The organism is Neisseria sp. HMSC064D07, from assembly GCF_001837185.1.
Classification (GTDB): domain Bacteria; phylum Pseudomonadota; class Gammaproteobacteria; order Burkholderiales; family Neisseriaceae; genus Neisseria; species Neisseria flavescens_C.
The window spans coordinates 192,407-210,959 of sequence record NZ_KV831701.1; the positions used below are offsets into that span (position 1 = coordinate 192,407).

Annotated in this window: 17 protein-coding genes; 10 read left to right on the top strand and 7 right to left on the bottom strand. The window is 48.7% G+C overall.

Annotated elements, in window-relative coordinates; translation table 11 throughout:
* Positions 1–27: 27 nt before the first annotated feature.
* The gene (rpoZ, locus tag HMPREF2608_RS07940) at positions 28–234 is read right to left on the bottom strand and encodes a DNA-directed RNA polymerase subunit omega (RefSeq protein WP_003682294.1); all 207 of its coding nucleotides are present in this window, start codon (positions 232–234) and stop codon (positions 28–30) included.
* Between the two features lie 52 nt (positions 235–286).
* The gene (gene gmk, locus HMPREF2608_RS07945) at positions 287–904 is read right to left on the bottom strand and encodes a guanylate kinase (protein WP_070826551.1); all 618 of its coding nucleotides are present in this window, start codon (positions 902–904) and stop codon (positions 287–289) included.
* A 168-nt stretch (positions 905–1,072) separates the two neighbouring features.
* On the opposite strand from gmk, the gene HMPREF2608_RS07950 reads away from it, so the two are divergent.
* On the top strand, positions 1,073–1,633 hold the full coding sequence (locus HMPREF2608_RS07950; RefSeq protein WP_003745823.1) for an adenine phosphoribosyltransferase: 561 nt from the start codon (positions 1,073–1,075) through the stop codon (positions 1,631–1,633).
* A gap of 49 nt (positions 1,634–1,682) precedes the next feature.
* Here the strand turns inward: HMPREF2608_RS07950 and HMPREF2608_RS07955 are convergent, their stop codons facing one another.
* The 3 genes from HMPREF2608_RS07955 to HMPREF2608_RS07965 all read right to left on the bottom strand — a co-directional run bounded on the left by HMPREF2608_RS07955 (position 1,683) and on the right by HMPREF2608_RS07965 (position 5,896).
* On the bottom strand, positions 1,683–2,420 hold the full coding sequence (locus tag HMPREF2608_RS07955) for a toxin-antitoxin system YwqK family antitoxin (RefSeq protein WP_070826552.1): 738 nt from the start codon (positions 2,418–2,420) through the stop codon (positions 1,683–1,685).
* 225 nt (positions 2,421–2,645) lie between these two features.
* Positions 2,646–3,545, bottom strand: a complete 900-nt coding sequence (gene prmB, locus HMPREF2608_RS07960) for a 50S ribosomal protein L3 N(5)-glutamine methyltransferase (RefSeq protein ID WP_070826553.1) — start codon at positions 3,543–3,545, stop codon at positions 2,646–2,648.
* Positions 3,546–3,640: 95 nt separating this feature from the next.
* Positions 3,641–5,896, bottom strand: coding sequence for a nitric-oxide reductase large subunit (locus tag HMPREF2608_RS07965; RefSeq protein WP_070826554.1), 2,256 nt, complete (start codon positions 5,894–5,896; stop codon positions 3,641–3,643).
* Positions 5,897–6,295: 399 nt separating this feature from the next.
* On the opposite strand from HMPREF2608_RS07965, the gene nirK reads away from it, so the two are divergent.
* Together nirK and HMPREF2608_RS07975 are read left to right on the top strand one after the other, a co-directional pair.
* A complete protein-coding gene (gene nirK / locus HMPREF2608_RS07970) occupies positions 6,296–7,462 on the top strand; it encodes a copper-containing nitrite reductase (protein ID WP_070826555.1) in 1,167 nt (388 codons plus the stop codon).
* 172 nt (positions 7,463–7,634) lie between these two features.
* Positions 7,635–8,390, top strand: coding sequence for a formylglycine-generating enzyme family protein (locus HMPREF2608_RS07975; RefSeq protein WP_004519388.1), 756 nt, complete (start codon positions 7,635–7,637; stop codon positions 8,388–8,390).
* Positions 8,391–8,393: 3 nt separating this feature from the next.
* Here HMPREF2608_RS07975 and HMPREF2608_RS07980 read toward each other — a convergent pair whose 3' ends face one another.
* Complete coding sequence (locus HMPREF2608_RS07980; protein WP_039861972.1) at positions 8,394–8,603, bottom strand: hypothetical protein; 210 nt, start codon at positions 8,601–8,603, stop codon at positions 8,394–8,396.
* On the opposite strand from HMPREF2608_RS07980, the gene rpsO reads away from it, so the two are divergent.
* Together rpsO and HMPREF2608_RS07990 are read left to right on the top strand one after the other, a co-directional pair.
* Entirely contained in the window at positions 8,602–8,871 is a 270-nt protein-coding gene (gene rpsO / locus HMPREF2608_RS07985; protein WP_003679932.1) for a 30S ribosomal protein S15, read from the top strand. The genes HMPREF2608_RS07980 and rpsO overlap by 2 nt on opposite strands.
* A 178-nt stretch (positions 8,872–9,049) precedes the next feature.
* On the top strand, positions 9,050–11,143 hold the full coding sequence (locus HMPREF2608_RS07990; protein WP_070826556.1) for an AsmA family protein: 2,094 nt from the start codon (positions 9,050–9,052) through the stop codon (positions 11,141–11,143).
* 267 nt (positions 11,144–11,410) lie between these two features.
* Here HMPREF2608_RS07990 and ubiD read toward each other — a convergent pair whose 3' ends face one another.
* On the bottom strand, positions 11,411–12,889 hold the full coding sequence (ubiD, locus tag HMPREF2608_RS08000; protein ID WP_070826558.1) for a 4-hydroxy-3-polyprenylbenzoate decarboxylase: 1,479 nt from the start codon (positions 12,887–12,889) through the stop codon (positions 11,411–11,413).
* A gap of 249 nt (positions 12,890–13,138) precedes the next feature.
* On the opposite strand from ubiD, the gene HMPREF2608_RS08005 reads away from it, so the two are divergent.
* From HMPREF2608_RS08005 to prfA, 5 genes are all read left to right on the top strand, one after another.
* The gene (locus HMPREF2608_RS08005) at positions 13,139–13,801 is read left to right on the top strand and encodes a DedA family protein (RefSeq protein ID WP_070826559.1); all 663 of its coding nucleotides are present in this window, start codon (positions 13,139–13,141) and stop codon (positions 13,799–13,801) included.
* A gap of 66 nt (positions 13,802–13,867) precedes the next feature.
* Entirely contained in the window at positions 13,868–14,851 is a 984-nt protein-coding gene (locus tag HMPREF2608_RS08010) for an asparaginase (RefSeq protein ID WP_070826560.1), read from the top strand.
* 13 nt (positions 14,852–14,864) lie between these two features.
* Entirely contained in the window at positions 14,865–15,632 is a 768-nt protein-coding gene (locus tag HMPREF2608_RS08015) for a TatD family hydrolase (protein WP_070826561.1), read from the top strand.
* 287 nt (positions 15,633–15,919) lie between these two features.
* Complete coding sequence (locus HMPREF2608_RS08020) at positions 15,920–17,188, top strand: Nramp family divalent metal transporter (RefSeq protein ID WP_049344377.1); 1,269 nt, start codon at positions 15,920–15,922, stop codon at positions 17,186–17,188.
* Between the two features lie 155 nt (positions 17,189–17,343).
* Positions 17,344–18,420 carry a peptide chain release factor 1 gene (gene prfA / locus HMPREF2608_RS08025; protein ID WP_049329850.1) on the top strand — a complete coding sequence of 359 codons (1,077 nt, stop codon included), beginning with the start codon at positions 17,344–17,346 and terminating at the stop codon, positions 18,418–18,420.
* Positions 18,421–18,553: the final 133 nt, after the last annotated feature.

Sequence of the window (18,553 nt, forward strand, 5' to 3'; positions counted from 1 at the left end):
GACGGTTTTATCGGTTTGCCGGTTGGTTTATTTGTTGCGGGTCAGCAGCTCGGTTCCGATTTGTCCGGCTGCGATTTCACGCAGGGCGGTAACGGTTGGTTTGTTGTTGCGGATGTCGTCAACCAAAGGCGTGTTGCCGTTTTCGAGCTGGCGTGCGCGACGGGCGGCAACGAGGGTAAGGTCGAAGTGGTTAGGGATTTTACCTGTGCAGTCTTCAGTAGTAATACGGGCCATGTTTGCTTGCTTTCTTTCTATGTTTCAAATAAACGGTTATTTTCGCTGTTTTTTAGGAATTTTCCAACAGGTTTGAAATAAATCCCTGTTGAGAGGATTTTTTCAGACGGCCTGCTTTAATAATGTGGAATAAATCGGCTTCGGCACGATCCAAATCGTCATTCACGACAACGTAATCGAACAAAACGGATTGCTCAATCTCATGACGGGCTTTTGAAAGGCGTGTTTGAATAACTTCTTCGCTGTCTGTACCACGGCCGATCAAACGTTGCGCTAAAACTTCAAAGGAAGGCGGCAGGATAAAAATACTGCTGGCTTCAGGCAACGATTTACGCACTTGCGCCGCACCTTGCACATCGATTTCCAAAATTACGTCATAGCCCTCTTCGCTCAATGAATTCACGCCGGCGATGCTGGTGCCGTAATAATTGCCGAACACATTGGCGTGTTCCAAAAAGGCTCTTTGCTCAATCAGTGATTCAAATTCTTCTTTGGGAACAAAGTGGTAATGCACACCATGTACCTCACCCTCACGCGGCTGGCGCGTAGTATGAGAAATGGAAACACGGATATCGTCATGATTTTTCAACAGGCGCGACACCAAAGTCGTTTTGCCTGTGCCCGAAGCGGCGGAAATGATGAAAATATTGCCTTTTTTGTGATTTTGCATGGTAATTCAGCCGATGGTATGTACCTGTAAATTATAACACAACACAATGTTTCTCGGAATTTCAGACGGCCTGTTGCAAAATTTGGCTATTGTATCGATTAATTTGGCAAGTTTGCATATGACCGCTACAATGGCGTGTTAAAAACTTTTTGATTTCGGAATATCGAAATGTTGATTCATCCTGAAGTAATGGGCGTAGAAGCTTTGGCGGACAAAATCCGTAAAATTGAAAACTGGCCGCAAAAAGGGATTTTGTTTCATGACATTACTCCCGTTTTGCAAAGCGCAGAATATTTCCGCCTGCTGGTTGATTTGCTGGTTTATCGCTATATGGGGCAAAAAGTTGACGTTGTGGCAGGCTTGGACGCGCGCGGTTTCATCATTGGCGCGGCTTTGGCCTATCAACTGAATGTCGGCTTCGTTCCCATTCGTAAAAAAGGTAAACTGCCGTTTGATACGGTTTCTCAAAGTTATGCTTTGGAATATGGCGAAGCAACGGTAGAAATCCATACCGATGCCATCAAACCGGGCGCACGCGTTTTGTTGGTAGATGATTTGGTGGCGACCGGCGGCACCATGCTGGCAGGCGTCGAGCTGATCCGCAAACTGGGCGGCGAAGTAATCGAAACAGCTGCTATTTTGGAGTTTACCGATTTGGACGGCGGCAAAAAAATCCGCGAAAGCGGCGCGCCGTTATTTACCCTGTGCCAAAACAAAGGCTGTATGTAACACACAAAAAACCGCAAGCCGATCAGCCTGCGGTTTTTTATTGTTAAAATTATTCGAGAACGTATCCGTCTGTATCCCAAAAGGTTTTTTTCACCAACTGGTCGTCTTTATAAACCAACTCGGATTTCTTCGCACCATCATCATACCAGTCCAAAATGATGCCGCTGCGTTTGCCGTTGCGAATGCTCAATTCAGACACAACGCGGCCATTTTCATCCCAACTGATAATTTCCGTCGGTTTGTCATTGCTCATCATCATTTCGGTTTTCGGGCTGCCGTCTGAATACCATTGCTTCCAATAGCCATTGGCTTTATCGTGCTTAAATTGAATTTCGCTTTCTTTCACACCGTTTCGGTAATAGCGGGAACCCACACCCTCACTCAGTCCATTTTGATAGGGCATCACCGCAGATTTTTTGCCGTTTGGATACCAGTTAATCCACTCACCGTGCGGCTTACCGTTGCGATAGCTGCCAACCATCTTTTTCTGCCCGTTAAAATGCCACAGGGTCAGCGTGCCATTATCCAGAGCCGGCACAAAAACCTTAATCTGACCAGCAGGTATCTCGTACGGATCAGAATATTTTTTCATTGATGGATAGTAAAAATCCTGAACCTGCGCCTTGCCTGCCGCAATTTTGTATTGGCGGACATAAGCAACCGAAGGCATGGTTGCCGTCAGTTTACCGTTTTGATTGAAATAAACGGTATATTGCTGGGCAAAAGCGACAACGGGCGTACTGAATAAAACAGCAGCCAACAGGCCTGATTTTAAACAATTATTCATAATATTGGGTTTGGCAGTATATGTTCTACAAAAAGTCAGTAATAAAAATCTACCGGCATTTAAATCTATGACAAATATTATAAGCCATAGTTTCAAACCCTGCTTGGATTTCACAGCCGACATATCATAGGCGTTTGTATTTTCTTAAAACATTAAAGACATTACAAAATAGAGGCCGTCTGAATTTTTTTCAGACGGCCTCTATTTCAATTACATTAAAACAATTTATTCTTCACCCAACAATTGCTCACGGGTCAACAAGAATACAAACCCATCGCCACCGCTGGTTTCCAACCAAGTAAACGGTAATTCGGGATAAGCCGCTTCCAATACTTCACGATTGTGACCGATTTCAACCAGCAATACACCTTTTGGATTCAAATATTTCGCCGCTTGCAGAATGATTTGACGTGTAGCGTCCAAACCATCTTCGCCACTACCCAAAGCCAATTCCGGCTCGTGCAGGTATTCATCAGGCAACGCTTCCACTGATTCCGCGTCGACATAAGGCGGATTGGAAACAATTAAGTCGTAGGTTTCATCCAAACCTTCGAATAAATCGGTATGCACCAAGCTGATGCGGTCTTCCAAACCATAATCTTCAATATTGATGGCGGCTACTTCCAGCGCATCCAAGCTTAAATCAACGGCATCGATTTGTGCATCAGGATAGTGGTGCGCCATTTGAATGGCCAAACAGCCGCTACCGGTACACAAATCCAAAGCTCGATGCACCAACTCATCATGTTCAATCCAAGGACGGATATCGTCGCCCAGCAATTCGTAAATGAAAGAACGAGGCACGATAACGCGCTCATCAACATAAAAATCAAACTCGCCCTGCCATGCCTGATGCGTCAGATACGCGGCAGGAATATACTCCACTGCGCGGCGTTCGAGAATGGACAACACCTCTTCCTTCTCACTTTGCAACAATTTAGCATCCAAATAAGGTTCCAACGTATCCAAAGGCAGATTCAAAGTGTGCAAAATCAGATAGGCTGCCTCGTCATGGGCATTATCGCTTCCGTGTCCGAAAAACAGTCCGGCATCGTTAAAACGGCTGACGGCGAAACGCAGCAAATCGCGAACAGTGGTCAGCTCTTGAGCAGCTTGATTGAACATAATGTTTTGTCTTGTCAATTTAAGAATGTTGAAATTATAACAGAAAGGCCGTCTGAAAACTTTTCAGACGGCCTTCGATTTAATTCAGCTTAAGATTATTTATCGCGGCTGAATACGATTTTGGTAGCTTGGATAGCAACGCAGACAGCACCACCGATAAAGATCAAGTCAGCAGCAGTACGAACCCAACGCAGGGTATCCAGAATTTCCATTTGCAGGAATTCTTCACTACGTGCATACCACAGACCATGAGTGATAGAAGCGTAAGCTTGAATCACGCCGACCGGCAACAGGCTGATGGCAATCATACCGACCAGACCGCCGTTCAGCAGCCAGAAGCCCCAAGTCATCAGTTTGTCGTCAAATTGAACATTAGGTTTCAGGTAACGTGCAACCAGCAATACAAAGCCCAGAGCCAAGAAACCGTACACACCGAACAGAGCCGCGTGAGCGTGAACTGCAGTAGTGTTCAGACCTTGGATGTAGAACAGGGAAATCGGCGGGTTAATCAGGAAGCCGAATACGCCGGCACCGATCATGTTCCAGAAGGCAACTGCTACGAAGCACATCAGAGGCCAACGCAGACGTTTCGCCCAGTCGGACAGGTGTTGGTAAGACCAGTGTTCGTAAGCTTCACGACCCAGCAGAATCAAAGGTACAACTTCCAAAGCAGAGAAACATGCACCGATTGCCATAGAGGCAGAGGTAGAGCCAGAGAAGTACAAGTGGTGCAATGTACCTGGAATACCACCCAACATGAAGATTGCAGCAGCGGCCAGAGTAGAAGCAGTAGCAGTACTACGGCGAACAAAGCCCATGTTGTAGAAGATGAATGCGAAGGCAGCAGTAGCGAACACTTCGAAGAAGCCTTCTACCCACAGGTGAACCACCCACCAACGCCAGTATTCCATCACAGCGATTGGAGATTTCTCACCGTAGAACAGGCCAGGAGCGTAGAACACACCCACACCAACCATAGAAGCTACAAAGATAGCCAACAGGTTTTTGTCTGTACCTTTTTCTTTAAAGGCAGAAATGGTGCAACGCAACATCAAGAACAGCCACAACAGCAAGCCGACCATCAGCAGAAGTTGCCAGAAGCGACCCAAATCCAAGTATTCGTAACCTTGGTGACCGAACCAGAAGTTCAGCTCAGGCGGAATGATGTGAGTCAAAGCAAAGAAGTTACCTGCGTAAGAACCGCCGACTACGATGAACAGGGCGATGTACAGGAAGTTCACACCGGCACGTTGGAATTTAGGATCTTTACCGCCGTTCACAATCGGAGCCAAGAACAGACCTGCTGTCAGGAAGCCGGTTGCAATCCAGAAAATAGCGGATTGGATGTGCCAAGTACGGGTCAGCGCATATGGGAACCAGTCGGCCATTTCAAAGCCCAGTGCGGTATCGATACCGTAGAAGCCTTGACCTTCGACAGTATAGTGAGCGGTCAAACCACCCAACAGTACTTGTACGACAAACAGCGCAACAGTCAGGAATACATATTTGCCCAACGCTTTTTGAGAAGGAGTCAGTTGTACTTTAGAGATAGGATCTTCAGTAGGTACTTCAACCTCTTCATGTTTGGTCAAGAAAGAGTAACCCCACATCAGCAAGCCGATACCCATCAGCAACAATACCACGCTGGTGAAAGACCACATGTAGTTTTCAGTAGTCGGTACGTTGTTGATCAAAGGCTCGTGCGGCCAGTTGTTAGTGTAAGTGAAGTTCTCGTCAGGACGGTTGGCCGAAGCAGACCAAGAAGTCCAGAAGAAGAAGTTGAACAGTTTTTCACGCGCTTCTTGGCTTGGCAATGTGTTGTTTTTCATTGCAAAGTGTTCGCGAGTGGTTTGGAACTTAGGATCGTCGCTGTACACGCCGTGATAGTAAGGCAGAATACTTTCGATCGCTTTCACGCGGGTATCGCTGATAACGACAGAACCGTCTTCCTTAATACGGCTTTGGTTGCGGTATTCGTTAGCCAAACGGGTTTTCAGAACAGCTTGTTCCTCAGGAGAAACTTCGTCAAATTTTTTGCCGTAAGTTTCTTGCGCAGTCAGATCCAACCATGCAACCAGCTCGCGATGCAGCCAGTCGGCAGTCCAGTCCGGAGCTTGGTATGCACCGTGACCCAATACAGAGCCAACTTCCATACCGCCGGTAGTTTGCCATGCAGATTGACCTGCCAAAATATCGTCTTTGGTCATCAGGACTTTGCCGGATGCAGAAACGACTTGTTCAGGGTATGGCGGAGCCTTTTTATAGACCTCGCTACCCATATAACCAAGAATGGTAAAGCATACTGCCAGTACGGCAAACAGCAAGTACCAAAGCTTCTTGTACTGTCCCATTTTGAGTACTCCTTGATTTTGGTAAAAAGTGGTTGGGTATTAATTCATCAAATATGAATGTTAAAGATTGTATCACGGTTTTAAAAGTAAAGAAATATTTTGTCAATAATATTCCTTTAAAACCATTAACTTATATGATATTGATTCCCATTTTCCTGTACAAACCCTCCTTTATCGTATTTTGTGTTAAGTTTCCGCTAACATTTTCACACAAAATTAAACTTTTCGATGTATTTTTTTATACTTCTAAAGGAGTATTTAGGGATTAAAAGATTCATATTCCCTGAACAATTTGATTTACATCAAAATAAGACCAAACAAGCACCTACATAATCATACAAAACTTCAAACCATCCTATCAGGATTCTTAACTTTTCTTACTATAAGGAAACTTTAAACATGAAACGCCAAACCTTAGCCGCACTTATCGCTTCTGTATTTGCATTGGCCGCATGCGGCGAGCAAGCTGCTAAACCTGCTGAAACTCCAGCTGCTACCGCTTCTGCTGAGGCTCCTGCTGCTTCCGACTCACAAGCTGCTGCAGAGACTCCTTCTTCAGAACTGCCTGTAATCGATGCTATCATGACTCACGCTCCGGAAGTTCCACCTCCAACTGATCGCGACCATCCGGCTAAAGTACGCGTTAAAATGGAAACCGTTGAAAAAACCATGACCATGGAAGACGGTGTTGAGTACCACTACTGGACATTCAACGGCGACGTTCCAGGTCAAATGATCCGTGTACGCGAAGGCGATACTGTTGAAGTTGAATTCTCTAACAATCCTTCTTCTACCGTTCCTCACAACGTTGACTTCCACGCTGCTACCGGTCAAGGCGGTGGTGCAGAAGCTTCCTTCACTGCCCCAGGCCACACTTCTACTTTCAGCTTTAAAGCACTGCAAGCCGGTTTGTACATCTACCACTGTGCCGTTGCTCCTGTAGGTATGCACATCGCCAACGGTATGTACGGTTTGATCTTGGTTGAACCTAAAGAAGGCCTGCCTAAAGTAGATAAAGAGTTCTACATCGTACAAGGCGACTTCTATACTAAAGGTAAAAAAGGCGCTCAAGGCCTGCAACCTTTCGATATGGATAAAGCAATTGCCGAACAACCTGAATACGTCGTATTCAACGGTCACGTAGGCTCTATCGCCGGTGATAACGCTCTGAAAGCTAAAGCTGGTGAAACTGTTCGTATGTACGTTGGTAACGGTGGTCCTAACTTGGTATCTTCTTTCCACGTTATCGGCGAAATCTTCGACAAAGTATATGTTGAAGGTGGTAAACTGATTAACGAAAACGTACAAAGTACAATTGTTCCTGCCGGTGGTGCCGCTATCGTTGAATTCAAAGTCGACATTCCAGGCAGCTACACTTTGGTTGACCACTCTATCTTCCGTGCGTTCAACAAAGGTGCTTTGGGTCAATTGAAAGTTGAAGGTGATGAAAACCCTGAAATCATGACCAAAAAACTGAGCGACACCGTTTACCACCCTGCCGGTGCTGCTGCTTCTGCCCCAGCCACTGCGTCTGCCGCACCTGCTGCTTCTGAAGCCGCTAAATAATCCCTCGGTTTAATACGCCAAGCCACTGCTACTCTTCTCTTAGAGTCGCAGTGGCTTCCATCACAATTAATCTTCCTATTCAATCAGACAGATTGATTTTTCAGACGGCCTTGTTATGATTAGGCTATCTTAAAAATAAATTTTCTGTTTCAATCGATAATAAGGGCGTACCATGAAACTCATACGACTCCTCCTCTTAGGCAGTGCCTTAATCTGCGGCAATACATTTGCAGCCGAAATGGTAAAAATCGAAGGAGGCAGCTATCGCCCTCTCTATCTTAAAAAAGAGACTTCCCTTATTAAAGTCAAGCCCTTCCAACTTGATAAATATCCTGTAACCAATGCCGAATTCGCCGAATTTTTGAAAACACATCCACAATGGCAAAAAGACAAAATCAGCTCTAAACAAGCTGAAAAAGCTTACCTGAAACATTGGGTAAAAAACGGCAGCAACAGTTATGCGCCTAAAGCCAGCGAACTCAAACATCCGGTAACTAATGTTTCATGGTTTGCCGCCAATGCCTACTGCGTTTCCAAAGGCAAACGCCTGCCGACTATTGACGAGTGGGAATTTGCAGGCTTGGCTTCTACCACTCAAAAAGATGGCTCTGCCGAACCCGGCTACAACCGCACCATCTTGGATTGGTATGCAGACGGCGGCCGAAACGGCCTGCACGACATCGGTAAAAACAAACCCAACTACTGGGGCGTATACGATATGCACGGCCTGATTTGGGAATGGACTGAAGACTTCAACAGCAGCCAACTCTCTGCCGGCTCGTCCAACACACAAATGTTCTGTAGCGGCGCATCCGTAGGCTCAAGCGACCCGTCCAACTATGCGGCATTCTTACGCTACGGCATCCGCACCAGCCTACAGTCCAAATATGTTTTAAATAACTTGGGCTTCCGCTGTGCGAGCAAATAAAGTTTAGTTTTTTATCACCAAAGCAGCTTTGGCGGTACTGAAAGGTATCGCCGCTTTTTTTGGCCGTCTGAAAAGATATGGCGCACAAAGACAAATTGTGGCATAATCCGCCCGTCTTTCTAAAAAGGCACTTAGGAGTTTGCTTAGGTCGTTTGGCTTGGCAAACTTGTCCGAACCTGAAAAGGTTCTTTTATTTTCGGAGTTATCCATCATGGCATTGACCGTAGAACAAAAAGCACAAATTGTTAAAGATTTCCAACGCAAAGAAGGCGATACCGGCTCTTCTGAAGTACAAGTCGCTCTGTTGACTTTCCGCATCAACGACCTGACTCCTCACTTCAAAGCCAACCCTAAAGACCACCACAGCCGTCGCGGCCTGTTGAAAATGGTTAGCCAACGTCGTCGCCTATTGTCTTACCTGCGTCGTACTCAGCCTGATACTTACCGTACACTGATTACCCGCCTGGGTCTGCGTAAATAATTTATGCTTAAATCAACACCGCCTTCGGGCGGTGTTTTTTATTAACATACCGATGCCGTCTGAAACACAGGCCCACGCTCTGTGTTATACTTCCACACGCTTAAGCAGCAAGGCTTAAACTTCCAATCACTCCTTAAAGCTCCCATCAAAGCGAGAATCTGAATTGTCTGTTCATTCCATGTTGCACTCAGGAAAATTTTGGCTGAAATCCCTGGTTTTCAGCATTGCCGTGCTTTTATGCCTCGCGGCGGTATTGAGTGCCTTAATGTTCCGCATATTCAATACAGAAAACATCGACGCATTCATACAGAAAAACTTTTCTGCCCATGGCTGCCAAGTCAAATACAACGCCAATATCAGCAGAAAATGGCTACCGCGCCCTACGCTGATTTTAAAAGACCTCAGCCTTTCCTCTTCCGAACCTGACACGCCGACGCTGAACATCGCTGAGTCCGAAATGGGCTTTGGTTGGAGCAGCCTATGGTCAGACGCCCCCATTCTTGAAAAATGGATTCTTTCCAATCCGTCGCTGACGCTGGGCCCAAAAAACCACCTGCCTGCCTGCCTGCAACAAAACCATGCATCAAAAGAAAGCTTCCAGCTCAACCGCGTCATCATCAATAGCGGCAGCATCCGCTATCACAATAAAGAGCAAGATGTTGCCTTAAACGATCTGCAATTTTCCCTACGCAGAGCCGATTCAGACGGCCGTCCCTTCGACATCAGCGGCACACTGCAAAATATCGGTAACCCCATCAGTTGGCAGGGCGCAGGCTATCTGGTACCCAACAATGCCGGTTGGAGTGTTCCCGCCCTTAAGCTGAACCTACAAACCGTATTACTCAAAAACAAGCTGGATGCCCAAATCGCAGGCAGCCTTAATTGGCAAAATCAAACCGCCCTTTTGCGCGACTTCAATCTGCAAGCCGAAAGCGACTATCAAAACTTGCATATCAACGCACGTTCTCCCCTCTTGCAATTCAAAAACGGCTATTTGCACCTCAACACACTCAACGGCGCATTGACCGCCGGCAGTGAAAACAACCAATGGGACGGCTCATTCAAACTGGACAAAACCAACCTCTATCCAACCGTCTTGACCGCCGCCAATTTTGAACTCAAAGGCAGCCATAAAGACGACCGCCTCCAAACCAACTTTACCTTTTCCAGCCCATTGGTTTGGCAAAAAGGCAAAGGCATCGATGCACCCAAACTGCATCTCAGCACCCTGCAAGACACCATCAACCGCCTTCCCCGCCCCCGATTTATCAGCACCCTTGAAGGACTGGCCAATTTCAGCCTCAATACATGGGAAGGCCGTCTGAAAGGCGCATTTGACAGACAAGCCCTTGCCTTGGCCTTTAAATACCAACGCGATGCCCAACCTCGTCCGCACCTTGACGCCGGTATCGCCTTACAAAAACTCAATCTGACCCCTTACTTGGAAGATCTGAAAACCCAGCCATCACTGAACCTTCCTTCCCTGCTGGCCAAATCCTGGTTACCCGACATTGAGGCCAACCTCCAAATCGGCAGCATTCAAACTGCCGGCCTGCAATTAGAAAACATCGAATCCCTGCTCACCGCCGATAAAGAACATATCGCCCTGCACCGTTTCAAAGCCGGGCTTTATGGCGGAAAAACCGAGGGCGGCCTGAGTATTGCAGCAACCCAACCTGCCTCCTACCACCTTCAGCAAAACGCAAAAGGCATACAAATTCAGCCGTTACTACAAGACCTGTTCGGTTTCCACAGCTTCAGCGGCAGCGGCGACGCCGTTATCGACATTAAAACCACCGGTAACGACCGCGCCCAAATGATACAAGCCCTAAACGGCAGCCTACTCCTCGATATTACCAACGGTGCATGGCACGGTATTGATATGGACAGCATTCTGAAAAACGGCATCTCTTCGGAAAAAATCGACAACAGCAACCTTAAAACCCCTTTCCATCATTTCACCCTCAATAGCGAAATCGAGAAAGGCATCAGCCATCATATCAACACCGAACTGTTTTCCGACAGCCTGCACGTTGTCAGCAGCGGCTATACCGATTTGAATACCCAAAAGCTATCGGAAAACCTGCTTATCAGCAACGTACTGCAACCTAAAAACAAACCGATTCCCCTAAAAATCGGCGGAACCGTACAAAACCCTTCCATTACCCTTGATTACAGCCGCTTGACCAATGGCATGAACACGCCTGCAGAAAAACAAAAAGCCCTGCAAGAAACCATACAAGAACAATGGAAGTGGCTCAAACCGCGCTAAATTTTTAAATCAAAGGCCGTCTGGAACCCACAAAGTTTCAGACGGCCTTTTAACAGATACATTGTCAGAATAAGATGTTTACTTAGGAATGACCATATAAATAATCAGTGCAACAATGATGGCAAACCATATAGTCAACATTATCAAGCCCTTTTTGGAGAGTTTTCTTTTTCTCCAATCGAGCCTCAATATTTCTATCATACCCTCAAACATCGCCCCAATCATTTCTATCACGATTTGAAGTATAAATTCCAATAGAAATGACATCTACAAGCCCAAACGCTCCCAAATCTCATCGATTTTGGCCGTAACCGCAGGGTCTTTTTTGATCACACGACCCCATTCGCGGTCGGTTTCGCCCGGCCACTTGTTGGTCGCATCCAAACCCATTTTGCCGCCGAGTCCGCTGACGGGGCTGGCGAAGTCGAGGTAGTCGATAGGTGTATTTTCCATCAAAACAGTGTCGCGTACGGGGTCCATGCGCGTGGTTACCGCCCAGATGACTTCTTTCCAGTCGCGCACGTTCACATCGTCATCGACCACAATGATGAATTTGGTGTACATAAACTGGCGCAGGAACGACCAGCAGCCCATCATCACGCGCTTGGCGTGTCCGGCGTACTGTTTTTTCATGCTGACCACCGCCATGCGGTAGGAACAGCCTTCGGGCGGCAGGTAGAAATCGGTGATTTCGGGGAACTGCTTTTGCAAAAGCGGTACGAACACTTCGTTCAACGCCACGCCCAAAACCGCAGGTTCATCGGGCGGTTTGCCCGTGTAGGTGGAGTGGTAAATAGGGTTTTCGCGCATGGTGATGCGCTCAACCGTAAACACGGGAAAATGGTCCTGCTCGTTGTAATAGCCGGTGTGATCGCCGTATGGGCCTTCCAACGCGGTTTCGTTCGGATGAATCACGCCTTCTAATACGATTTCTGCACGGGCGGGCACTTGCAAATCGTTGCCGATACATTTCACCAGCTCCGTCCGTGAACCGCGCAGCAGCCCGGCAAACTGGTATTCGCTCAAGGTATCGGGAACGGGCGTTACCGCGCCCAAAATGGTGGCAGGGTCGCAACCGAGCACGACGGCGACGGGATACGGCGTATCGGGATTGAGTTTGCGGAATTCCTGATAATCCAGCGCGCCGCCGCGATGCGACAGCCAGCGCATAATCAGCTTATTTTTGCCGATTAATTGTTGGCGGTAAATACCGAGATTTTGGCGTTTTTTGTGTGGACCGCGCGTTACGGTCAAGCCCCATGTTACCAGCGGCGCAACGTCTTCCGGCCAGCAATGTTGAATTGGAAGTTTATACAAATCAACATCTTCACCTTCCCACACGATTTCCTGACACGGCGCATTTTTCACCACGTTCGGCGCCATGCTCCAAATGTCTTTCAGCAACGGCAGTTTGGAAAACGCGTCTTTGATGCCTTTGGGCGGTTCGGGTTCTTTCAGATACGCCAGCGTCTGCCCGATTTCACGCAGCTTGGACACACTGTCCGCACCCATGCCCAACGCCACGCGTTCGGGCGTGCCGAACAGATTCGCCAACACGGGATAATCATAACGCGTACCGTCAGGCTTAATCGGATTTTCAAACAACAACGCCGGCCCTTCGGCGCGCAGTACGCGGTCGGCGATTTCGGTCATTTCCAAATGCGGCGACACCGGATGCTGAATGCGCTTGAGTTTGCCATCGGCTTCCAATCCGGCGATAAATTCTCGCAAATCTCTGTATTTCATGATTTCATTTTCCTGAACAGGCCGTCTGAAAACAGACTGCCATTTCGGGTTTGAAAGATAAACCAGCGGCTATTGTACCTGCCAAATCTGTTCAAATCCCAACTTTCCACGTTCGAATTTCGAGATTTTTTGCAAACTACCGTCAAATTTAAACAATATCTGCTTGTGATTGCTTTCAGACGGCCTTATCTTTGGTAAAATTCCAACTTAATCCAGTTATCAATCAATATCTATCGTGGGACAGCGGCCATGTTTGCAATTTTAGAATCTTTTTTCGTTGAATACGGCTATGCGGCCGTGTTTTTCGTTTTGGTTATTTGCGGCTTCGGCGTGCCGATTCCTGAAGATTTGACGCTGGTAACCGGCGGTGTGATTTCCGGCCTGGGTTATACCAACTCGCATATTATGTTTGCCGTCGGCATGCTCGGCGTATTGGTAGGTGACGGCTTTATGTTTGCGGCCGGCCGGATTTGGGGACAAAAAATCCTTAAATTCAAACCGATTGCCCGCGTGATGACGCCCAAACGCTATGCCCAAGTACAGGAAAAATTCGACAAATACGGCAACTGGGTTTTATTCGTCGCCCGTTTCCTGCCCGGCCTGCGTACCGCTGTTTTCGTGACCGCCGGCATCAGCCGTAAGGTTTCCTACCTGCGCTTTATCCTGATGGACGGCTTGGCCGCGCTGATTTCTGTTCCGGTTTGGATTTATCTGGGCGAATACGGCGCACGCAATACCGACTGGCTGATGAAAAAAATGCACAGCCTGCAATCCGGTATCTTTACCGTACTGGGCATCGGCGCAGTCATTGTCGGTTGGATTTGGTGGAAAAAACACCGCCGCCACACCTTCTTCCGCGAGAAACTGCATGAAAAACGTGCTGCAAAAGCCAAAAAACAAGCCAATCAATAAACCATTCCAGGCCGTCTGAAACACTTCCCCGCTTTCAGACGGCCTCAATCATTCATCAGAAACACCATGAAACAAAAAATCTTCGTCCTCTACACCGGCGGCACCATCGGCATGACCCAAAGCAGCGCCGGCCTACGTCCCGACACCGCCCTCGTCAATAAAGCCCTTGCCCCCTTTTCAGACGGCCTTGATTTCAAATGGCACGTTTGCCAGCCGCTCATCGATTCTTCCGCGGTAACGCTGCAAAACCAACTCGACTGGCTGGATCTTATTATCGCCAATCTGCCTGACTATGACGGCATTTTGGTGTTGCACGGCACGGATACCATGGCATACACTGCCAACCTCTTCGCCCTTTCGCTGCAAGGTTTGGACAAACCCGTTATCCTGACCGGCTCGCAATGGCCTTACGATGCCGCCAACAGCGATGCGCCGCGCAACCTTGCCACCGCCGTTTCCGCTTTCTCACTCAAACTCAAACAAGTGGCGATTGCCTTTGACGGCAAGCTCTTCCCCGCCGTCGGCAGCAGCAAGGTCAGCACCGAGACCGCCGCAGGTTTTGACAACCTGCATTTTGGCGCACTCGCCGAATGGGAGGAAAACAAAGGTTGGCACAATATCCGTACCGCCCCGACCGACCATTCAGACGGCCTCAAGCCGCATCTTCCAAATCCTGAAGCCAAAGTTTCCGTCCGCACGCTGATTCCCGGTTATGCTGCGCAAGAACTTTCAGACGGCCTGCCCCACCTTTCCGCCCAAGCTCTAATCCTGCAAAGCTACGGCCACGGCAATGCGCCGAGCAACGATGCGTTTATCCGAGCAGTCCAAGCCTTTACGCAACAAGGCAAATTGCTGCTCAACATCAGCCAAGTACCGCAAGGTTGCGCCGCCGCCGTCTATGCCCAAGGCGATGCTTTGCGTCAGGCAGGTATCATCAACGGCGGCAAATGCAATCTCGAAACTGCCACCGCGCTGATGACCCTTGCCGTTTCCCATGACTGGAATGCAAATAAGGTGCAACAAGAATTGCGTCAATTAAATCTGCTGTAAACCGCCATTAAACATGACTTTCACCGACACCCACTGCCATCTTGCCGATCCCAAACTTGCCGACACGCTGCCTGCCGTGCTTGCCGAAGCGCAAGCCGTCGGCGTAGCGCGTTTTGTCGTACCGGCTACATCTCCAAATGATTGGCAGGCAGTTGCGCAGTTGGAGATGCCGTCTGAAAACATCCATATCGCTTTGGGCATTCATCCGTGGTTTTCAGACGGCCTCAACGAAGCGGCATTCCAAGAGTTAGAGAAAGAATTAATCCGGCATCCGCAAGCATGGGTTGGCGAAATCGGCTTGGATTTTTATGGCAAAGAGCAAACCCAAGCGCAACGCGACACGCAGACCGATGTCTTTATCCGCCAACTCATCCTCGCCCAAAACCTCAACCGCCGCGTCATCATCCATAATCTGAAAGCTACCGCCGCCATTGCCGCCGCCGTCAAAACCGCCGGTTTCACACGAGGCGGTATCGTTCACGCCTTCTCCGGCAGCGTAGAAGAAGCGCGGATTTTGGTGAAACTCGGCTTCAAAATCGGCATAGGCTCGCTATTGCTCAATCCCAATGCAAAAAAAGTCCGTGCCGCCTTACAAGCTTTAGACGACACGGATTTTGTTCTCGAAACCGACAGCCCTTTTATGCTCGGCCATGAAACCAATACACCAGCCAACATCCGCCGTATCGCCGAAATTGCCGCCGAATTGCGCGGCGTACCGCTGACACAATTGTCTGAAATAACCGAGCAAAACGTGGATTCCCTGCTCCATACTTCCCCTTAATATGCCGACCTCAAGGCATCAAAAAGCCTTGCACAGCCATTTCGTTTCCAAACCGACACACTCTGCCCTCCCTACCCCATATTCATGAATAAAAAGCGATACAAGGCCGTCTGAAAAAATGTTTTTGGCACAAAATATCGTTCACTCCGTCATCTCGGCTTTTTAACACCGTATTTTCCCTTTGATTGATAAAAAGTATTACGCATATTATTGGGCAAACTTTTTATTTACGTTAAAATGTGCTTTTTTTTGATAATAAGGTCGTCTGAAAAAGACGGAAACTAATTATGGCTGAACAACATACACACGCTTCCACCTGGAAGAGCAAAATCAATGCTCTCGGCCCGGGTATCATGATGGCTTCGGCGGCAGTCGGCGGCTCGCACCTGATTGCCTCCACGCAGGCAGGCGCACTTTACGGCTGGCAGCTTGCGCTGATCATTATTCTGACCAATCTGTTCAAATACCCGTTTTTTCGTTTCAGCGCACATTACACGCTTGACACGGGCAAAAGCCTGATTGAGGGCTATGCCGAAAAAAGCCGCGTTTATTTGTGGGTATTTTTGATTTTATGTATTGCATCAGCAACGATTAATGCCGGTGCAGTCGCCATCGTTACCGCCGCCATCGTCAAAATGGCGATCCCGTCGCTGACTTTCGATGCCGGCATGGTGTCCGTCATGATTATGGTTTCCTGCCTGCTGATTTTGGCAAGTGGCCGCTATAAAGCATTGGACAACGTTTCCAAAATCATCATCGTCAGCCTGACCATCGCCACCGTCGCCGCAGCAGCCGTGGCCATGTCTCGCGGCATGCAGATGAAACCCGACTTTATCGAGCCTACCCCGTGGACACTGGCAGGCTTGGGCTTCCTCATCGCGCTGATGGGCTGGATGCCTGCACCGATTGAAATTTCCGCCATCAACTCTTTGTGGGTTACTGAAAAACAACGCATCAACCCTTCCAGCTACCGCGACGGCATTTTTGACTTCAACGTCGGCTACATTACCAGCGCGATTTTGGCGGTCGTTTTCCTCGCCTTGGGTGCATATGTACAATACGGCAACGGCGAGGAAGTGCAAATGGCGGGCGGCAAATATGTTGGCCAACTGATTAATATGTACGCCGTGACCATCGGCGACTGGTCTCGTCCATTAGTGGCATTTATTGCTTTCGCCTGCATGTACGGCACCACCATTACCGTAGTGGACGGCTACGCACGCGCGATTGCCGAACCGGTACGCCTGCTGCGCGGTAAAGACAAAACCGGCAACGTCGAACTGTTTGCTTGGAACGTCTGGGTCGCAGGCTCAGGCTTGGCCGTGATTTTCTGGTTCAACAGCGCGATGGCAGAGCTGCTCAAATTCGCCATGATTACCGCCTTCGTTGCCGCCCCTGTGTTCGCTTGGCTGAACTACCGCCTCGTCAAAGGCGACAAACGTCACAAACTGACGATGGGCATGAACTTCCTCGCCATTATCGGTTTGATTTATTTGACCGGCTTTACCGTTTTGTTCCTGCTGAACCAAACAGGCATCTTGGCTGCGCCTAAATAAGCCCATATAAAAAAGGCCGTCTGAAACTTAAAAACAGGTTTCAGACGGCCTTTCTAATCAATCATATCTTTTTGAATTTTCATTCAAACCCATTATAATGACTCCTTATTTCGCCGTTGCAGACCACCCGACGGCATCCGTATTTTGGAAAATTTATGAAGCCGTCTATCTTAGAAAAACTACAACAACTCAGCGACCGACTGGAAGAAGTCACTCACCTGCTCGGACAGCCTGAAGCCACGTCCGACATGGACAACTACCGCAAACTCACACGCGAACACGCCGAACTGACCCCCGTGGTCGAAGTGTTCCAAAACTATCAGCTGGCGCAAAGCGACTTGGCGGATGCCGAAGAAATGCTGTCCGACCCTGAAATGAAAGACTTTGCCGCCGAAGAAATCGAAGCGGCCAAAGCCAAAATCGACGAACTCGATACCGAATTGCAAAAACTCTTGCTGCCCAAAGATGCCGACGACGACAAAAACATCTTCATCGAAGTGCGCGCTGGTACCGGCGGCGACGAAGCCGCGCTGTTTGCAGGCGATTTGCTGCGCATGTACAGCCGCTACGCCGAACGCAACCGCTGGCAGGTTGAGATCGTTTCCGCCAACGAAAGCGAATTGGGCGGTTATAAAGAAGTCATCGCCCGCATTATCGGCTTGGGCGCGTACAGCCGTCTGAAATTTGAATCCGGCGGTCACCGCGTGCAACGCGTCCCTGCCACTGAAAGCCAAGGCCGTATCCATACCTCCGCCTGCACCGTCGCCGTCATGCCTGAAGCGGACGAACTCGAAGACATCGAATTGAACCCCGCCGACCTGCGCATCGATACCTTCCGCGCATCCGGTGCCGGCGGTCAGCACATCAACAAAACTGACTCCGCCGTCCGCATTACCCACTTGCCGACAGGTATGGTGGTCGAATGCCAAGACGGCCGCAGCCAACACGCTAACAAGGCGCAGGCGATGAAAGTCCTCGCCGCCCGCTTAAACGATGCACAAAAACGCGAAGCCCAAGCCAAAGAAGCCGCCGAACGCAAATCCCTAATCGGCAGCGGCGACCGCAGCGAACGCATCCGCACCTACAACTACCCACAAGGCCGCGTGACCGACCACCGCATCAACCTTACCCTGCACAAACTGGATTTTGTGATGGACGGCGATTTAGAAGAAATCACCAATGCCCTGATTGCCGAGCATCAAGCCGAGCTTTTGGCGGCAATGGGGGATTGATGGATTTGGTCCATTGCGTTTATACTTTTCAGACGGCCTGATGACATATGTCAATATGGCTGTGTATATGTTATCCCAAAGTGATAAAATGCAGCACCAGCTGCGCCACAGCAACACCCTTCTACAATCACCG